This is a genomic window from Streptomyces sp. BL1, from assembly GCF_057628045.1.
On sequence record NZ_JBXYWZ010000002.1, the window covers coordinates 778,135 to 796,041 of the forward strand.

Genomic DNA, 17,907 nt, shown 5'->3' on the forward strand with positions numbered 1-17,907 from the left:
CGATCCTGTCCACTATCTGCTCTAGCGTGCGGAGCGCAACGACTCCACCAATCCAGGGAGAGCACCATGGACTTCGTCTCGATCCGGATCATCACCGGCGACGTCGCACGCCTCGTCGAGTTCTACGAGAAGGCCACCGGGGTGCCGGCGACCTGGTTCACCGAGGATTTCGCCGAAGTCGGGACCCCCGCCGCCACCCTCGCCATAACCGGCACCCGAACCGTCCCGCTCTTCGCGCCGGACTCCTCCCGCCCGGCCGACAATCACAGCGTGATCCTCGAATTCCTCGTCGACGACGTGGACCGCGTGCACGAGAACCTGACCGGCCTCGTCCCCGGCTTCGTCACCGAACCCACCACCATGCCCTGGGGCAACCGGTCGCTCCTCTTCCGCGACCCCGACGGCAATCTCGTCAACTTCTTCACCCCGGTCACCCCGGCGGCCATCGCGAAGTTCGCTCGCTGAGCCCGGGCGCGCAGTCCGGCACGAGGACCACAGGCCCCCAACGCACCACGCAAGCAACCGTCTAGGCTGCCCGCGTGGACGCGACCTCGCTCGACGTACGGATCCGGCCGGGCAGTCCGGCCGATGTGCCGGCCACTCTGGAGATGCTCGACGGCGCGGTGGGGTGGATGAACGCGCGGGGCAACACCGAGCAGTGGGGCACCACCGCGTATTCGCGAAAGCCGGGCGGGGTGGCGCGGGTCGAGCGGTACATGACCGAGAACACGCCCCACGTCGCGGAGTTGGCCGGCGTCCCTGTCGGCACCCTGGTGCTGGACTCCGGGCCCAGCCCGCAGATGCCGATCGCGCCCGCCGAGGAACCCGAGGTCTACGTACGGCTGTTGGTCTCCGACCGCGCGCATGCCGGCCGGGGCATCGGCGCCGCGCTGCTGGCCCATGCCGTCGAGGAGACGCGACGGGCCGGCGTCGAGCTGCTGCGGGTGGACTGCTGGGCAGGCGGTGGGGGCGAACTGGTCGCGTTCTACGAACGCAACGGGTTCGCCCCCACCGAAGGCTTCCTGTCCGGGGACTGGCCGGGCCAGGTGCTGGCCCGGCGGATCAGCTGAGGGAAGCCCTACGCCGTGGCCCCGCCCCGCAGGGCCCGCTGCTCGAACTGCTGGAATTCCACCTCCAGTCGGGACTCCAGCCGGGCCTTGGCGCTGGAGTCCAGCAGCTCCTCGCACCGCGCCGACCCGCCCGTGGCGCAGGCGGCCGCGCGGGTGTAGCCGCGCTGCGGCGAGTAGCTCTGCCACAGGCTCCTGCCCGGCAGGAAGGCGTGTTCCAGGGAGGCGCGGGCCAGGTTCTTCAGTTCCGGGTAGGTCAGGTCGTACGTGGTGGTCGCCCGCTGGTACTCGCGGCTGATGTCGGTGCGCGAGATGCCCGGGTCATCGGTGGAGAGCACCACCGGCACGCCGGCCTTCCGGTACGTCTGGAAGGGGTGCTCCTTGCCGGACACGCCGAGGATCTGCGCGTTGCTGCTCAGTGGCGCCTCGACCGCGATGCCGCGCCGGGCCATGGTGCGCAGCAGCTGCCGGTAGTTGTCCTCGTGCTTCAAGTCGACGCCGTGGCCGATGCGTTCGGCGTGTCCGGTGTGGACGGCCTCGCGGATGTGGAAACGCAGGTCCTCGGGCTTGACCAGGCCGGGCGCCAGCTCCCCGGCGTGGAGGGTGATGTGGGCGCGCGGGTAGGCGTCGTGGAGGTGGTCGAGCATCCGCATCTGCAGCCGGTAGTTCCGCAGCGCGTTCTCGCCGTCCTCCGGTGCCACGAGGTCGACCGCGCGGAAGCGCGGGTCGCGTTCGGCCAGCCGCATGCCGATCGCCATCTGGGTGAAGACCCGCTCGGGTGAACCGTCGCGTGCCACCTGGGAGATGAACCGCGTACGCACCGAGCAGCCGGCATCGGGCTCGGCGCTGTCGCAGTGCGCCGCTTTGCGCGAGTCGGCCTGTGCTGTGTCCGCCTCGCGCTGGGCGGCCCGTACGGCGCGGTCGAGTTTGCCGTCCGCCTTCAGCGCGGCGTGCATGCGCGCCAGATCGCGGTCGAAGCCGACGTCGGCGGCCAGCTTCTTCCCCTCGGCGCTGACCGGGGTGACCATCGTCTCCAGGTAGGACTGGTTGTTCTCGGCGGCCGTGTGTCTGACATCGGCGAGCATCTGCCCCGGGTGCTTGGCGCTCACGGCGCCGAACTTGCCGAAGGCGGCGAAGAAGTGGTCGTGCCCCGACTGCCCTTCGGAGCCCCGGGGGAAGTCCTCCATCGACCAGGCGCGCAGCACCTTCTGCCGGAAGCCCTCGTCCGTCCGGGTGTCGGCGGCCGGCCGTGTCCCGTCACCGCAGGGCGGGGGTACGGCGGTGGTGTCCTCGGTCCGGACACACATCCCGTCCTTGGCGGCGAGCTCGATGAGCAGCTCGGTCGACGCGGCGCCCGAGAGGTGGTTGTGCAGATCGCCGCCCTTGGGCAGCGCCCGCATGAACGCGCGCAACTCCCGCGGCCGCTCCCGGATCGCCTCCAGGCGCGAGGCGACACGCTGCTCGGCCACTGTGGCGGGCGGTGCGGGCGGGGAGGCGTACGGCTGCCGGCTGTCGTCGGCGGCCGCGGACGACAGGGCCGGTACGGCCGAAGGGAGCGCGGCGGTGAGGAGAACGGAAACGCCGAGAGCGGCGAGACGGCTGCGAGGCATCGAGGTCACAGCACATCTTCGGCACAGAAGCCATGGAGCCAGGCGCGTGACAGGCGAGAAGCGGGCGAGACTCACCTGGTTGGAGGCGGGTCTCACCTGGTCGGACGCGTACGGGGCCGCGTGACGGGTGCCCGCGCGGCGCGGGGAACCCCCGGTGCGTGCTCACCGGGGAACACGGCACCCCACCGGGGGCCGCCTCGCGGGTCCGGCCTCAGATCAGCGGCCGGACCCGCACCGGGCCCGGCGAGACCTGCCGACGACCCGCCCGCGCGGCATGGCCTCACAGGCGGCATGGCCTCCACGACGGCAGGACCGCCGGGCCCGGCGACTGCTCAACACCCGTGCCACGTCCGGCACTTGACGTTCCACGACTGCGCGACACCGGCGGCGGGTGTCACAAGTGCAGGAGCCGCTGGGTGAGTTCGTGGTACTGGCGCAGCGCGAGGCGCAGTTCCTCGGTGTCGTCCGTGGCGGCCTCGGGCTGCCAGTTCGCGCGCAGGGAGCGCAGTTGGTTCTTGAGTCCTTCGGTGAGGTGGCCGATGGTCTCGTCGACGACGCTGTCGGCCTCTTCGACGGCGCGCCGCGGGTGCTCGACGAAGCTGCTCAGGGCCTGCTGGAAGCGCACCTCCAGCTTGTCCCGCTCCCCCGGCGCCACCATCGGCGCCGTGCCGGGCGCGCTCTCGGTCCGCTCGCGCCCCGTACCGTGCGGGGTACGGCCCGCGTCGGGCGGCAACGGCGCCTCCGGGGCGCGTTGTTCGTAGGCGGGTGCGGGTTCGGCGAAGTCCGCCCCGGCCTCCTCGGGCCGGTGCGGGCGTCCGGGTTCATACGTCATCTCGTGCCTCGTTCCCCTCACATGGTGGAGAGCGGCGGGCTCCTGCGGAATCGCTCTCCGCCCCGGTACCCGCGCTCCCGCGACGGACACCGCCCACGGGGCAGGCATCGGCGCCGGAACCGCCGGCGAAGAGCGCGACGAGGGTACGTACGCCCCATGGCACGCAGACGTCACGTCCCGTGCGGCGTCAAGGGGCTGTCATGCGCTCCAGCCGGCGGCGAACGGTGTCGTGCGCCAGTGCTCGACGGCCGGCTTCACCGCCTCCACGAGGAAGGGCAGTTGCGGGGCGAGCGCGAGGCAGGCCACCGTACGGCACATGCCGACGGCGTTCACGAAGCGCAGTACGCGCTCGTCGAGTTGGCGCAGTCCGCGCTCCCGGGCGGCCGCGTTGTAGGCGGCCTCGCACTCGGGGCCGAGGACGGCCAGGTCCCATTCGACGGGCCCGAGGGTGGCCAGTTCGAAATCGGCGTACAGCTCACCGTCCGGCGTGGTGACGATGTTGACCGCCGGGGCGTCGCCGTGGATCGGCTGCAACTCGACGCCGGGGAAAGCCGCTTCGAACTCCGTACGCGAGCTGACGAGCGGCTCCAGGAGCTCCCACTCCCGCCGGGCGCGGTCGAGATCGGCCGGGTCGATCAGGTCGGGGCGTCCGGCGAGGGCGGCAAGTCCGTCGGTGGTGAACTGTGGTTCGGCCGCGGAGAGGAACGGCAGCTCGCCCGGGTAGGCACGCAATGCGGCGTGCAGGTCGGCGGTCAGCCGGGAGTTGTGCACGTAGTCGGGTTCGCCGTCCTCCTCCACCTCGACGAACTGCCAGAACGTCATGGAGAAGCCGTCCCGCTGCACGGGCTCCCGCGGCACCAGCGGGCTCGGCGGGATCACCGGTACGCCCTGTTCGTCCAGCCACCGCACCACGTCGAGCTCCAGCCGCTGACGTGCCGCCTGGGTCTCCGGGCCGGCGTACGGGGGCAGCACGGTGGGCACGCGGACCACCACCGGTGACGGGGCGAGGTGCACGACGACGGAGAACACGTCGTGCAGCACCCGCGCTTCGGACACCGTGAGCCCGAGGTCGCGCCCCGCGGCGAGGGCCGCGTCGTACGCGCGTGAGGTGCGGGCGGCGAGCTCGTCGGGCGTCATGAATCCTGGCATGCCGGCGATCGTGCCACGCCGGACCGGCCGCTGCGACGGGACAACCCCGGCCCCGCGAGCCGAGCACACACCCTCACCCCGTGACGATGCCGGTGACGAGGTTGATGGTGGTGGCCAGGATGCTGGTGCCGAAGACGTAGGAGAGCAGGCAGTGGCGCAGGGCCATGGCGCGGATGCCGGAGCTGGAGACGTCGGTGTCGGAGACCTGGTACGTCATGCCGAGGTTGTAGCTGAAGTAGAGGAAGTCCCGGAACGCGGGCGGCTCTGCGGAGTTGAAGTCGATGCCGCCCTTGGCCTCCCGGTGGTAGAGGTGTGCGTAGCGGGTCGCGTACATCAGGTGCAGTGTCGCCCAGGCCATGAACACACCGGCCAGTGCGGTGGCCGCCGCCGCGTTGCCGTTCTGCGACTTGCCGGCCAGGAGCAGCACCACGATGGCGACCAGCGCGCACAAGGCGACCGCGACGACCAGGATTTCCTCCAGTACGGGGCGGAATTCCTCGCGCCGCGCGTTGCGGGCGGTCTCCGCGGCGTCCATCGGCCACAGCACCATCCAGCCCGCCACCACGAACGCCGTGTCCGTGGCGGCGATGCCGGAGAGTACGCCCAACAGGCCGCCGCACAGCAGGCCGACGACCACGCCCGTCACCGCACCGAGGGCCACCGCGCCCACCAGGCGGGGCACGGCGGAGAACGGCAGCCAGCGGCTCACGGACGTCTGCACCGTACGGCCCGCCGCTCTATTTCCCGCCCGAACCGGAGGGCTGGACAGTCACGTTGAGGTTTTTCATGAGGGGCTGGTCGCTCTGGGTGCTGTAGTCGCCGATGGCGCACAGCACGTTCATCTCCGGCATGTAGCCGGCCGCGCAGCCGCGCGGAATGTCGTACGGGACGGCCTTGTAGCGGTGGAGGCTGCGGGTGCTGCCGTCCCGGGCGGTGCTGGTGATGTCGACCTCGTCGAACAGGGACAGGCCACGTTCACGCATGTCGTCCTCGTTCATGAAGATCAGCGTACGGAGGTTCTTGATGCCCCGGTAGCGGTCGTTGTCGGAGTAGATCGTGGTGTTCCACTGGTCGTGCGAGCGCAACGTCGCCAGCTTGAGGACGCCGCTCCCGGGGAGCACGTCGGTCAGCTGCGCGGCGGAGAACTCCGCGCGCTGCGAGGGCGTGAGGAAGACCAGTTCGCGGGCGGGCTGGCGGATACGGAACCCGAGCGGGAGGCGTACGCGCCGGTTGAAGTCCTCGAATCCCTCCAGCGCCTGGGCCATGACTTCGCGGATCCGGTCGTAGTCCTCGACGTACCAGGCCCAGGGCGTGTCGCTGTCGGGCAGCGCCGCCCGCGCCATCCCGGCGATGATCGCCGGTTCGGAGCGCAGGTGGGGCGATCCGGGCCGCTTCATGCCCTTGGACAGGTGGACCATGCTCATCGAGTCCTCGACGGAGGTGGCCTGTTCGCCGCCCTTCTGTACGTCCTTCTCGGTGCGGCCCAGGCACGGCAGGATCAACGCCTGGCGCCCGTGCACAAGATGGCTCCGGTTGAGCTTGGTGCTCACCTGCACCGTCAGCTCGCACTGGCGCAACGCCTCGGAGGTGTACGGGGTGTCCGGCCCGGCCAGTGCGAAGTTGCCGCCCATGCCGATGAACACCTTCACGTCCTCGCGGTGCATGGCCTCGATGGTGCCCACCGTGTCCAGGCCGTGCTCGCGCGGCGGATCGATGTGGCACGCCGCGGCCAGCCGGTCCAGGAACTGCGCGGTGGGGCGGTGGTCGATGCCGCAAGTGCGGTTGCCCTGCACGTTGCTGTGCCCGCGCACCGGCGAGGGCCCCGCGCCCTCGCGGCCCAGATTGCCGCGCAGCAGCAGCAAGTTGACGATCTCCCGTACGGCGTCGACCCCGTGCTCGTGCTGCGTGATGCCCAGGCACCAGCTGAAGACGCTGCGGTCGGCCTCGCAGTAGATGCGGGCCAGCTCCTCCATCTGCGCCCGGCCCACGCCGCTCTGCTGCTCCAGCTCCTCCCACGGGGTGTCGGCGCACAGCCGGCGGTAGTCCTCGAAGCCCGTGGTGTGGCGCTCGATGAACTCGGCGTCGAGCGCCTTCGGATCGGTCTCGGCCTCGGCGAACACGGCCTTCGCCATGCCGCGCAGCAGTGCCATGTCGCCGCCGACGCGCGGCTGCACGTTCAGCGTGCTGGTGGGGGTGGAGCGGAACAGGGCCATGTCCACGAAGTCGTGCGGAATGATCGTGCGGGTGGCGGCGGCCTCGACGATCGGGTTGATGTGCACGATCCGCGCGCCGCGCTTGTGGGCCTCGGCGAGGGAAGTCAGCATCCGCGGTGCGTTGGAGGCCGCGTTCACCCCGAGGATGAACAGCGCGTCGGCCATCTCCCAGTCCTTGAGATCGGCCGTCCCCTTGCCCGTGCCCAGCGCGGCCTGCAGTGCGCGGCCGCTGGCCTCGTGGCACATGTTGGAGCAGTCGGGGAGGTTGTTGGTGCCCAACTCCCTGGCCATCAGCTGGTAGAGGAACGTGGCCTCGTTCCCCAGCCGCCCGGAGGTGTAGTACGCCGCCTGGTTCGGGTTCTCCAATTGTTGCAGGGTCCGCCCCACCAGCTCGAAGGCCTCCGGCCAGCCGATGGGCACGTACGTGTCCGACTCCGCGTCGTACCGCATCGGGTGCGTGAGCCGGCCCTGGTCCTCCAGGGCCGCGTCGCTCCACGTCTCCAGCTCGCCGACCGTGTGGGCGGCGAAGAAGGCGGGGCCCACGCGCTTGTGGGTCATTTCCCACGTGACGTGCTTGATGCCGTTCTCGCAGATATCCAGCCGCAGCCCTTTGAGGTCATCGGGCCACGCACACCCCGGGCAGTCGAACCCTTCCCCTTCATGATTCATCTTCTGAATCGCGCGGGGCGCCTCGGCCCATTCCCGCTCACGCGCCAGAAAGCGAGTGACGCTTGTGGCAGCACCCCATCCGGCCGCCGGGTGATGGTAGGGACGAAACTCCGGAGCCCCCTGCCCTTCGCCATCCTGAGCGGGCCGTTCCGGCGCATTCTGATCAGTCATGGTGACTCCCCTGCGCCCCGCGGGAAGGCAGCGGCGCATCCGGCGTACGGGTTCCGGCGGCTCCCCATAGGGAACGTTCCGGCTGGCAGCGCGATGGAGGCCAGGTGGGGAAGGTATCGCAGCGGTCACGGGCGTGCAGCCGGTGAAAGCACCGTGAGTCCCCGTGTCGCCGGGCGTACGGGACTTCCGCCGGGAATGGCACGGAGGACCTCTACGGGGAACCGTGCGGCGCGGCGGGCAACTCCCCCGGAAGGGCGGCTATTTCAACACCGCGGGGAGGGCCGACCGGTGCGGGCAGCAAAAAGGGCAAGGAGCGCATCCGCTTCCTTGCCACTCTTAATGTATAGCGCATGGGGGGCCTTGCGGCAAGGCCCCCGTGGTGCCGCACACTCTTCTTTCCGAGCCGGAATGTGCCCGAAATGAGGAGTCGCGAAGTGCGTGTGGTGTTGTCGACGTATGGGTCGCGGGGGGACGTCGAACCGCTGGTGGCGCTCGCGGTGCGGCTGCGGGAACTCGGCGCGGAGGTACGCGTGTGCGCGCCGCCCGACGAGGACTTCGCGCAGCGGCTGGCCGGTCTCGGCGTGCCGCTGGTGCCGGCCGGTCCGTCGGCGCGGGCGCTGACGAGGGCGGCGCCGTCGCCGTCCTCGCTGCCGGAGCGGGCGGCCGAGGTGATCGCCGGGCTGTTCGAGGTGCTCCCGGCAGCGGCCGAGGGGTGTGACGTACTGGTGGCGACCGGTGCGATGCCGGCCGCGGCCGGGGCGCGCTCGGTGGCGGAGAAGCTGGGCATCCCCTCGATCTCCGTGACCTTCCAGCAGCTCACGCTGCCCTCGCCGGACCGCCGTCCGATCGCGTATCCGGGCCGCCCGCTCCCGCCGGAGGTCACCGACAACCGGGTGCTGTGGGAAATGGACGCCGAGAGCATCAACGCGCTCTTCGGCGAGGCGCTCAACACCCACCGGGCGGCAGCCGGGCTGCCCCCGGTGGACGACGTACGCGGCCACGTCATCGGCGACCGTCCGTGGCTGGCGACGGATCCGGCCCTGGACCCGTGGCAGGGGCCGGCGGACTTCGACGTCGTACAGACCGGGGCGTGGACGCTGCCCGACGAACGGCCGCTCCCCGACGAGTTGGAGGCGTTCCTGGAGGCCGGTGCTCCTCCGGTGTTCGTGGGCTTCGGCAGCATGCCCCTGCACGCCGCGCCCGACATGGCCCGGGTGGCGCTCGATGCGGTCCGCGCGCAGGGCCGTCGCGTCGTGGTCGCCCGCGGCTGGGCCGACCTGTCCCTGCTCGATGACCGGGACGACTGCTTCGTCGTCGGCGAGGTCAACCACCAGGCGCTGTTCCGCCGGGTGGCCGCCGTCGTGCACCACGGCGGCGCCGGCACCACGACGACGGCCACCGGCTCCGGCGCACCGCAGGTGGTGGTGCCGCAGGCGGTGGACCAGCCGTACTGGGCGGGCCGGGTGGCCGAGTTGGGCATCGGCGCCGCGCACGACGGCCCGACGCCGACTGTCGCCTCCCTCTCCGCCGCGCTGGAGACGGCTCTGGCGCCCGGGACCCGTACCCGCGCGGCCGCGGTGGCCGCCCAGGTCCGCACCGACGGGGCGCGCGTGGCTGCCGAGCGGCTGCTCGACGAGACAGCCGGCAACCGTACGCCGGCCGGCTACGCCTGACCCGACACTCCCGCCTCGCGAGCCGGACGCCCCACGTCCGGGCGCCCCGTCCCCCTCACCCGGCGCACGGCCCTGACCGGCCGGCGCGCCACCCCACTCCCGACGCCGACGCCCTGCCGTGCGCCGGCGCTCTCCTCCCGGAGCCGCAGATGAACTCACCGACCACCACCAGCGCCTTCGACTTGCCCGGCCACCTCTCTGCCAAGGCCGACCCGGAGCTGATCGGCCGCGACGAGCAGCATTTCGCGGCCATCGCCAAGACCCTCGACGAGACGATCGCCGAGCTGACCGAGCGTCTCGATGCCGAACGCAAGGCGCCCGGCGGCGTCGGCCGGGAGGCCATGGACCGCGATGCGGAGATCCACCGGCTGACCGGCCGGCTGCGCACACTGCGGCGCTTCGGCCTGGACCTGTGCCTGGGGCGCATCGTCGAGGCGGACAACCCCGAGCCCGTCTACATCGGACGCCTGGGCCTGACCGACAGTGAGGGGCAGCGGCTGTTGGTCGACTGGCGCTCGCCGGCGGCCGAACCGTTCTTCGCCGCCACGCACGCCGGCCCGATGGGGCTGGCGAGCCGCCGCCGGTACCGCTGGAGCGGCGGCCGGATCAGCGACTACTGGGACGAGGTGTTCACCGCCGACGGGCTGGAGGGGCACGCGGCACTCGATGACCAGTCCGCGTTCATCGCCAGCCTGGGCAGCACCCGTTCGGACCGGATGCGCGACGTACTGTCCACCATCCAGGCCGACCAGGACGCCATCATCCGCGCGGGCTCGCGCGGCGCGCTCGTCGTCGACGGCGGTCCGGGTACGGGCAAGACTGTCGTCGCCCTGCACCGTGCCGCCCATCTGCTCTACTCCGACCCGCGGTTGGGGCACCGGCGCGGCGGTGTCCTGTTCGTCGGGCCGAGCCGCCCCTATCTGGCCTACGTCGCCGACGTCCTGCCCAGCCTCGGCGAGGAGGGCGTACAGACCTGCACCCTGCGCGACCTCGTCGCCGAGGGCGCCGCGGCGGCCGAGGAGAGCGACCCGCATGTGGCCCGTCTGAAGGCCTCCGCGGAGATGGTGCGGGCGATCGAGCCGGCCGTCGCCCTCTACGAGGAGCCGCCCGCCGAGGGGATGGAGGTGGAGACCCACTGGTCGGATCTGTGGCTGAGCAAGCACGACTGGGCGGCGGCCTTCGACGCCGTGGAACCGGGCACACCGCACAACGAGGCCCGGGACCAGATCCGCGAGGAACTGCTGACGATCCTGACCGACAAGGACGACAGTGAAGCCCCGCCCGACCAACTGCGCAGGTCACTGCTGCAGAACCGCGAGCTGATCGGGACCCTCAACCGGGCCTGGCCCCTGCTCGAAGCCGCCGACCTCGTCTCCGACCTGTGGTCGGTACCCGCCTACCTGCGCAAATGCGCACCGCATCTCGGCCCCGAGGACGTACGCGCCCTGCACCGTACGGAGGCGCAGTCCTGGACGGTGTCCGACCTGCCCCTGCTGGACGCCGCACGGCAGCGCCTCGGCGATCCGGAGGCGTCCGCACGCAAGCGACGGCGCGAAGCCGCCGTCGCCGCCGAACGCGCACGCCGGGCCGACGTCACCGACCGGATCCTCCAGGACACCGACATCGACGAGAGCCAGGGCGCGGTCGGGATGCTGCGCGGCCAGGACCTCCAGGACACCCTCATCGACGACAGTGCCCTGCCCACGGCCGAACCGGACCTGCTCGCCGGCCCGTTCGCGCACATCATCGTGGACGAGGCGCAGGAACTGACCGGCGCGGAATGGCAGATGCTGCTGCAGCGCTGCCCCTCGCGCAGCTTCACCATCGTCGGAGACCGCGCCCAGGCCCGGCACGGCTTCACCGAGTCGTGGCAGGAACGGCTGGAGCGCATCGGGCTGGACCGGAGCACCGTGGCCTCCTTGAGCATCAACTACCGCACGCCCGAAGAGGTCATGGCCGAGGCCGAGCCGGTCATCCGGGACGCGCTCCCGGACGCCAACGTGCCCACCTCGGTCCGCAGCAGCGGCGTCCCCGTACGCCACGGCTCCGTCGCCGAGCTGGAAACGGTCCTCGACGGCTGGAGTGTCGCGCATGCCGAGGGGATCGCGTGCGTCATCGGGACGGGAGACCTCTCCGGCGCGTTCCAGGAGACGCCCCGCGTACGGGCGTTGACCCCGCGGCTGTCGAAGGGGCTGGAGTTCGACCTGGTCGTCCTCCTCGACCCGCAGACGTTCGGCGAAGGCATCGAAGGAGCGGTCGACCACTACGTCGCCATGACCCGCGCCACCCAGCAACTCGTTATCCTCACCGGCGACTGACCGTGACCCCGGCCGGATCCCGCACCGCCCTGCCGGTACGTGAAAGGGCGGCCCGAAGTACGCGCCTACGTGGCCATGTTGACGGCGTGGGAGCCGAGCCGGTGGTCGAGGGCCGCGCCGACGTCGGGGCAGTTCGCGCGGATGGTGTCGAGGAAGGCGCCCAGCACCGGGGAACGCTCGCGGCCGTCGAAGGAGAGGATCAGATCGGGCAGCGGCGTACGCGGGGTGACCTCGCAACACCACGTCCCGGGGCGCGGGGCCGCCAGCATGCGCGAGGGGCCCAGGCCCACGCCGATACCGGAAGCGGCGAGGCCGATGATCGTGTGGATGTCCCGTGCGACGGTCGCGCCGGACAGCGCGGTGGAGTCCTTTCCCAGCACGGCGTGCAGCCCGGCGAGGACGGTGGGCTCGTCCTCGCCGGGCGCCACGATCAGCTGCTGCTGCCGCAACTGGTCGACGCTCACCGACGGTTGGCCCGCATAGGGGTGCGCGGTGCTCACCACAGCGGTCAGACGGTCGTGACCGATCGGGACGGACACCAGGTGCTCGGCCCCGGCGCCGCGCGGCCGGCCCAGGGTGATCGCCACGTCCAGCTCACCGCTGACCAGCGCCGCGGTGCTGCGGCTCGTCGCCATCTCGTGCAACTCCAGCCGCACATCGGGCCGTTCACGGCCGAACCGCCCCAGCACTCCCGGCAGCGGATCGAGCAGCGCCGAGGCGACGAACCCCAGGCGCAGCCGGCCCGTCTCGCCGCGCGCGGCCCGCCCCGCGTCGAGGCTCGCCGCCGTCATCTCCTCCAGCGCCCGGCGCGCCCGCAGGAGGAACGCCTCGCCGGCCGCGGTCGGGAACACCCCCTGGCGCGTACGGTCGAACAACCGGGCCCCGACCTCCCGTTCCAGGTCGGCGATCTGCTTGGACAGGGGAGGCTGCGCGATCCCCAGGGCGGCGGCTGCCCGGCCGAAGTGCTCGTGCTCGGCCAGCGTCAGCGCGTACCGCAGATGCCGCGCTTCCATCACAGCCCCAGCCTCCCGACGACATCTCCCCGGCGACACCTGAAAAGTCTCACCATCCAGAGTGCCAGATCTTTCACTGGATTACGCAGGGGTCCTCGCGTGGGATGAAGGCATGACAGATTCCTCCCTGACCGGCACCGTCTTCGTCCTCGTGCACGGCGCCTGGCACAGCTCCGCACAGTGGGCGGCGACGCAGCGCGCCCTCGCCGCCCGCGGCGCCGCGAGCGTGGCCCTCGACCTGCCCGGGCACGGCTTCGACGCGCCGCTGCCCACCGGATACCTGCTGCCCGGCCAGCCTGGTCTGCGGGACGAGAAGTCCCCGCTGGCCACGGCGACGCTGGAGGAGTGCGCCGAGTCCGTGCTGGACACCCTGCGCCGCGTCCGCCCCCACCACCGCGAGGTCGTGCTCGTCGCACACAGCGCGGGCGGCGGCCCCGCCTCGCTGGCCGCCGAGCACGCACCCGAACTCGTCGACCGGGTCGTGTACTTGTCCGCGTTCGTTCCCGCCGGCCGTCCGTGCTTCTTCGACTACCTCGGCGCGCCCGAGAACTCCACGGTCCACGGTCGGGGCCTCGGACTCGGCGACCCCGAGGCGCTGGGCGCTGTACGGATCAACCCGCTGTCCCAGGACCCGGCCTACATCGAGGAGTTGCGGCAGACCCACTATCACGACACGCCCCGCGACCGCTTCGACCGCTGGCGCACCGCACTGAGCCCGGACCTGCCGCTGGCCATTCCGGCGACGCCCGTATCCGTGACCGCGGAGCGGTGGGGACGGATCCCGCGCACGTTCCTGCGCTGCGCGGAGGACCGCGCACTGCCGCCCGCCGTACAGGACTTGATGATCGCGGAAGCCGACCGGGCCGTGCCCGGCAACCCGTTCACCGTGCGGACGCTGCCGGGCAGCCACAGCCCCTTCGCCGCCCGGCCCCGCGAACTCGCCGCGGCGCTCGCCTCATGAGCGGCGCCCGCCCCGTGAACGCCACCGGCCCGGTGTACGGCACCGGTCCTGTGGACGACACCGGGCCTATGGACGACACCGCGCCCGCGAGCGGCGGGCGGTTCGTGCTGCCGGTGGTGCTCAGCGCCACCTTCGTACAGCTGCTCAACGTCACCGTCGCGCAGGTCGCCGCCCCCGCGATACAGGCCGGCCTGCATACCGGTCCCGGCACCGTGCAGCTCGTCCTGGCGGGCTACACCCTCACCTACGCGTGCCTGCTCATCACGGCCGCGCGGCTGGGCGACCGGTACGGCTACCGGCGGCTGTTCGTGCTGGGCACCGTGGTCTTCACCGCCGGCTCGGCCGCCGGCGCCTGCGCCCCCGACGCCGTCTCGCTGATCGCTGCCCGGCTGGTACAGGGCGCGGGCAGCGGCCTGGTCGCCCCACAGGTCCTCTCCCTCATCCGGGTCGCCGTGCCCGAGGCGCGGCGGCCACGGGCCCTGGGCCTGTTCGGCGCGACGATGGGCGTGGCCTCACTGGCCGGCCCGCTGATCGGCGGACTCCTCGTCGGCGCCGACCTGTTCGGCCTCGGCTGGCGGCCCGTCTTCCTCGTCACGGTGCCGGTGGCGCTCGCCTCGCTGGCCGGGGCGCGCGTGCTGCCGCGTACGCGGGGCGCGGAGGGGCAACGCGTCGACGCAGTGGGCGCGGTACTGACGACCGTGGGCGCCGGCGCGCTGGTCCTGCCGCTCGCCCTGGGGCGGGAAGCGGGCTGGCCCTGGTGGACATGGGCCGGTTTCGCCGTGGCGGCAGCCGCCGCCGGAGGTTTCGCCCGGACCCTGCCCCGACGTCCCGACCCCCTCGTCCACCCCTCGGTCTTCCGCGACCGCACGGCACGAGGAGGCGTACTGCTGGTGTTCGTCTTCAACGCCGCGGTGCCGTCCTTCACTTACCTGCTGTTCCTCCATCTCCAGTCCGCTGCCGGCTTTTCCGCCCTGTCGGCCGCGCTGGTCTCGGTGCCGTTCGCGGGCGCGGCCGTTCTCGGCAGCCGCGCCGCACCCGCGCTCTCACGCCGCCACGGTCCCGCCGTGCTCACGGTCAGCTCCCTGGTTCTGGCGGGGGTGTCCGTGCTCCTCGCGCTGCTCATCGGGTCGGCGGCCGGACGCGGGGCGGCGTTGCCGGTGCTGGCCCTCGGGGGCGCCGCGTTCGGTGCGTTCACCGCCTCGGTGTTCGCGCTGGTGCTGGCGAAGGTGCACGGCCCGGCGGCCGGTTCGGTGTCCGGGCTGCTGCCCACGGCACAGCAACTCGGCGGATCGGTCGGGGTGACCGCGGCAGGGCTGGTCTACTTCGCCCCCGCCGACAGCCCGAACGCCGCGTTCGGACACGCCATGGCGTACGAGGCCGCCGTCTTCCTCCTCACGGCGTTCATCAGCCTGCGCCTTCGCGACCGGCGACAGTCCGGCCCGCCGAACGGTCAGCAGGTGGCGGTCGAAGCCGGCGCTGCGTCCTGACCGTACGGGGCGCCGAGGGGCCGTGACGTACGACGTGTCCGTCACGGTTGCGGGCTCTTCGTCGGCACGGCCGGTGCGCCGTACGGTGACGAACGCGGCGCCCGCGGGCGAGAATCAGGCCCGCGTCCGTTCTCACCTGCCGGCAGGAGAGTCACCCATGTCCATCCGTCGCGCCATGCCCGACATCCGCTCCGAGGCCATGGAGGAGAGCCGGGACTTCTACGGCCTGCTGGGGTTCGAGGAGGTCATGAACCTGGGCTGGGTCATGACGCTCGCCTCCCCCTCCAATCCCACCGCGCAGGTCACCTTCATCAGCCAGGACAAGTCGGCGCCGGTCGTGCCCGACATGAGTGTGGAGGTCGAGGACGTGGACGCGGTCTACGCCGCGGTACGCGCGAGCGGCGCCGAGATCGTCCACCCCCTGCAGGACGAGGAGTGGGGAGTACGCCGCTTCTTCGTCCGCGACCCCAACGGCAAGGTCGTCAACGTGCTGAGCCAGTGATCCGCCCCTGACACCCGCGCCGCGGCGGAGCCCTCCCTCAACGAAGGGCTCCGTCAAGGGAGTTACGTCCGCACCGGGCGGCGCAACACCGTCAGGACGACCGCCAGGGCCGTGGCCAACAGGCCGGCGCCGATGGCGAAGGCCAGGTGGTAGCCGGACGTCAGGGCTTCCGGCCGGGGCTCCCCCGCCGCGATCAGCTTCTCGGTGCGCGTGGCCGCCACGGTGGACAGGACGGCGATCCCCAGCGCCATGCCGATCTGCTGCGTGGTGTTGAAGAGCCCGGAGGCGAGCCCGGCGTCCGTCTCGCTCGCGCCGGACATGCCGAGCGAGGTCAAGGCGGGCAGGGCGAGACCGAAGCCCGCGGCGAGCAGCATCACCGGGAGCAGGTCGGTGACGTACGTGGCGTGCACCGGCAGCCGTACGAGCAGCGCGAACAGCACGGTCAGCAGGGCGAGTCCGGCCAGCAGGACGGTACGTTCGCCGAAGCGGCCGATCAGCCGCGCTGAGACGCCCAGCGAGACCGCGCCGATGATCACGGCCGCCGGGAGCATGGCCAGACCCGTCTCCGCGGCGCCGTATCCGCGCACGTTCTGCAGATACAGCGCGACGATGACCTGGAACGAGAACAGCGCCGCCACCATGAGGACCTGGACGAGATTGGCGCCGGCGACGCTGCGTGAACGCAGGATCCGCAGGGGCATGAGCGGGGTCCGCGCGGTGGCCTGGCGTCCCACGAACGCGGCGAGCAGGGCGGCCGCGAGGGCGCCGAGGCCGAGCGTGTGCGCCGAACTCCAGCCGTACGTCTCGACCTTGACGACCGTGTAGATGCCCAGCATCAGCCCGGAGGTGACGAGGAGCGCGCCGGTCACATCCGCTCCGGCGGAGCGTCCGAGGCCGCGGTCGGCGGGCAGCGCCGGTACGGCGAGGACGAGGGCGGCGAGCCCTATCGGCAGGTTGATGAAGAAGATCCAATGCCAGTTCAGTACGTCGGTGAGTACGCCGCCGGCCACCTGTCCGAGCGAGGCGCCGACCGCTCCGGTGAAGCTGAACACCGCGATGGCGCGGGCCCGTTCGCGGGGCTCGGTGAAGAGCGTGACCAGGATTCCGAGGCTGACCGCGGCCGACATCGCGCTGCCCACGCCCTGCAGGAAGCGGGCCGCTATCAGGATGCCGGGCGAGGTGGCCGCGCCCGCGAGCAGCGAGGCCGCGGTGAACACGGCGACCCCCGTCAGGAATATGCGCTTGCGGCCGATGAGGTCGCCGAGCCGCCCGGCGAACAGCAGCAGACCGCCGAAGGCGATGAGGTAGGCGTTGACGACCCAGCTCAGACCTGCCGGTGAGAAGCCGAGGTCGCGCTGGATGGCCGGCATGGCGACGGTCACGATGCTGCCGTCCAGCACGTTCATCAGCAGCGCCGTGGCGATGACCCCGAGGGCGAGCCGGCGGGAACGGGAGGGTTCGGATCCGTCAACTCGCCCTGTCCGCAGGCGGGTTGCTGGGGTGGAGGTGGCACGCACGGGCTTCTCCTGTCGGTCGAAGGACGACAGGAAAGACCGTAGCAGATAGTTTCGTTGGAGATGATTTCTTTCGGTCACTTCTTCCGCCGTCGGCGCCGGGTCACACGACGGGCGGGTCCGCTGGGGCTTCAGATGTTCAACAGCCGCAGTCGTACGGTTACTTCAGGCGCGACTGGCGCGCCCGCCGTGCGGGCGCCGGGCTCTCGGCCGGCGCGGCCAGGTGCCCCCGGGTGAGTCGCGTCAGGGCCTTCACGAGCGCCGCCCGCTCCCCCTTGGGCAGCGCCTCCAGAGCCTCTTCGTGCACCTGGTCGACGATCTCCTGGCTGCGCGCGGCGACTTCGGCGCCCTTCTCGGTGACGGCGATGATCCGCGCCCGCCGGTCCGTGCTCGACGGACGGCGCTCGGCCAGCTCCGCCTCCTCGAGGGCGTCCACCGTGATCACCATCGTGGTCTTGTCCATGTCCCCGATCTCGGCGAGCTGGACCTGCGTCCGCTCCTCCGCCAGGGCGTGCACGAGCACGCAGTGCATCCGCGAGGTCAGCCCGATCTCCGCCAGCGCGGCGGTCATCCGCGTGCGCAGCACGTGACTGGTGTGGTCCAGCAGGAAGGACAGGTCCGGTTCGGTGCGCGCGGGCGTCATGGAAGTCACGCACCCAGCGTATTCGGTCCGTACGGGATTATCCGCAGACGGACTTTCCCCGACCCCGCCCTCGACGCACAGGGCT

The 17,907-nt window shown here is 71.8% G+C and carries 15 protein-coding genes; 7 read left to right on the plus strand and 8 right to left on the minus strand.

The genetic code is table 11. The features are described 5' to 3' along the window. Window positions 1-66: 66 nt before the first annotated feature. Window positions 67-465, plus strand: coding sequence for a VOC family protein (locus AC3AGO_RS03615; RefSeq protein ID WP_487818633.1), 399 nt, complete (start codon window positions 67-69; stop codon window positions 463-465). A gap of 143 nt (window positions 466-608) precedes the next feature. After that, complete coding sequence (locus AC3AGO_RS03620) at window positions 609-1,070, plus strand: GNAT family N-acetyltransferase (protein ID WP_487824522.1); 462 nt, start codon at window positions 609-611, stop codon at window positions 1,068-1,070. Between the two features lie 8 nt (window positions 1,071-1,078). Here AC3AGO_RS03620 and AC3AGO_RS03625 read toward each other — a convergent pair whose 3' ends face one another. From AC3AGO_RS03625 to AC3AGO_RS03645, 5 genes are all read right to left on the minus strand, one after another. Next, window positions 1,079-2,677 carry an adenosine deaminase family protein gene (locus AC3AGO_RS03625; RefSeq protein WP_487818634.1) on the minus strand — a complete coding sequence of 533 codons (1,599 nt, stop codon included), beginning with the start codon at window positions 2,675-2,677 and terminating at the stop codon, window positions 1,079-1,081. Window positions 2,678-3,071: 394 nt separating this feature from the next. Then, window positions 3,072-3,509 (minus strand): hypothetical protein, encoded by a 438-nt coding sequence (locus AC3AGO_RS03630; protein ID WP_487818635.1) that lies wholly within the window; start codon window positions 3,507-3,509, stop codon window positions 3,072-3,074. 198 nt (window positions 3,510-3,707) lie between these two features. Then, a complete protein-coding gene (locus AC3AGO_RS03635) occupies window positions 3,708-4,658 on the minus strand; it encodes a phosphotransferase (RefSeq protein ID WP_487818636.1) in 951 nt (316 codons plus the stop codon). A gap of 73 nt (window positions 4,659-4,731) precedes the next feature. Continuing rightward, on the minus strand, window positions 4,732-5,367 hold the full coding sequence (locus AC3AGO_RS03640; protein ID WP_487818637.1) for a DUF1345 domain-containing protein: 636 nt from the start codon (window positions 5,365-5,367) through the stop codon (window positions 4,732-4,734). 28 nt (window positions 5,368-5,395) lie between these two features. After that, window positions 5,396-7,711 (minus strand): FdhF/YdeP family oxidoreductase, encoded by a 2,316-nt coding sequence (locus AC3AGO_RS03645; protein WP_487818638.1) that lies wholly within the window; start codon window positions 7,709-7,711, stop codon window positions 5,396-5,398. 434 nt (window positions 7,712-8,145) lie between these two features. Between AC3AGO_RS03645 and AC3AGO_RS03650 the strand changes: the two genes are divergently transcribed. Together AC3AGO_RS03650 and helR are read left to right on the plus strand one after the other, a co-directional pair. Then, entirely contained in the window at window positions 8,146-9,384 is a 1,239-nt protein-coding gene (locus tag AC3AGO_RS03650; protein WP_487818639.1) for a glycosyltransferase, read from the plus strand. A gap of 149 nt (window positions 9,385-9,533) precedes the next feature. Next, window positions 9,534-11,702: an RNA polymerase recycling motor ATPase HelR gene (gene helR / locus AC3AGO_RS03655; RefSeq protein WP_487818640.1), complete on the plus strand. Its 2,169-nt coding sequence runs from the start codon at window positions 9,534-9,536 to the stop codon at window positions 11,700-11,702. A gap of 65 nt (window positions 11,703-11,767) precedes the next feature. On the opposite strand, the gene AC3AGO_RS03660 is transcribed toward helR, so the two are convergent. Then, the gene (locus tag AC3AGO_RS03660; protein ID WP_487824523.1) at window positions 11,768-12,715 is read right to left on the minus strand and encodes a LysR family transcriptional regulator; all 948 of its coding nucleotides are present in this window, start codon (window positions 12,713-12,715) and stop codon (window positions 11,768-11,770) included. Window positions 12,716-12,827: 112 nt separating this feature from the next. Here AC3AGO_RS03660 and AC3AGO_RS03665 point away from each other — a divergent pair, with 112 nt between their 5' ends. The 3 genes from AC3AGO_RS03665 to AC3AGO_RS03675 all read left to right on the plus strand — a co-directional run bounded on the left by AC3AGO_RS03665 (window position 12,828) and on the right by AC3AGO_RS03675 (window position 15,665). Beyond that, a complete protein-coding gene (locus AC3AGO_RS03665) occupies window positions 12,828-13,676 on the plus strand; it encodes an alpha/beta fold hydrolase (protein ID WP_487818641.1) in 849 nt (282 codons plus the stop codon). Continuing rightward, window positions 13,673-15,163, plus strand: coding sequence for an MFS transporter (locus AC3AGO_RS03670; protein ID WP_487818642.1), 1,491 nt, complete (start codon window positions 13,673-13,675; stop codon window positions 15,161-15,163). The genes AC3AGO_RS03665 and AC3AGO_RS03670 overlap by 4 nt, the downstream gene beginning before the upstream one ends. A gap of 157 nt (window positions 15,164-15,320) precedes the next feature. Continuing rightward, window positions 15,321-15,665 (plus strand): VOC family protein, encoded by a 345-nt coding sequence (locus tag AC3AGO_RS03675; RefSeq protein ID WP_487818643.1) that lies wholly within the window; start codon window positions 15,321-15,323, stop codon window positions 15,663-15,665. Window positions 15,666-15,727: 62 nt separating this feature from the next. Here the strand turns inward: AC3AGO_RS03675 and AC3AGO_RS03680 are convergent, their stop codons facing one another. Continuing rightward, entirely contained in the window at window positions 15,728-17,152 is a 1,425-nt protein-coding gene (locus tag AC3AGO_RS03680; RefSeq protein WP_487824524.1) for an MFS transporter, read from the minus strand. A gap of 187 nt (window positions 17,153-17,339) precedes the next feature. Next, window positions 17,340-17,831 carry a MarR family winged helix-turn-helix transcriptional regulator gene (locus AC3AGO_RS03685; protein ID WP_487818644.1) on the minus strand — a complete coding sequence of 164 codons (492 nt, stop codon included), beginning with the start codon at window positions 17,829-17,831 and terminating at the stop codon, window positions 17,340-17,342. Between the last annotated feature and the right edge of the window lie 76 nt (window positions 17,832-17,907).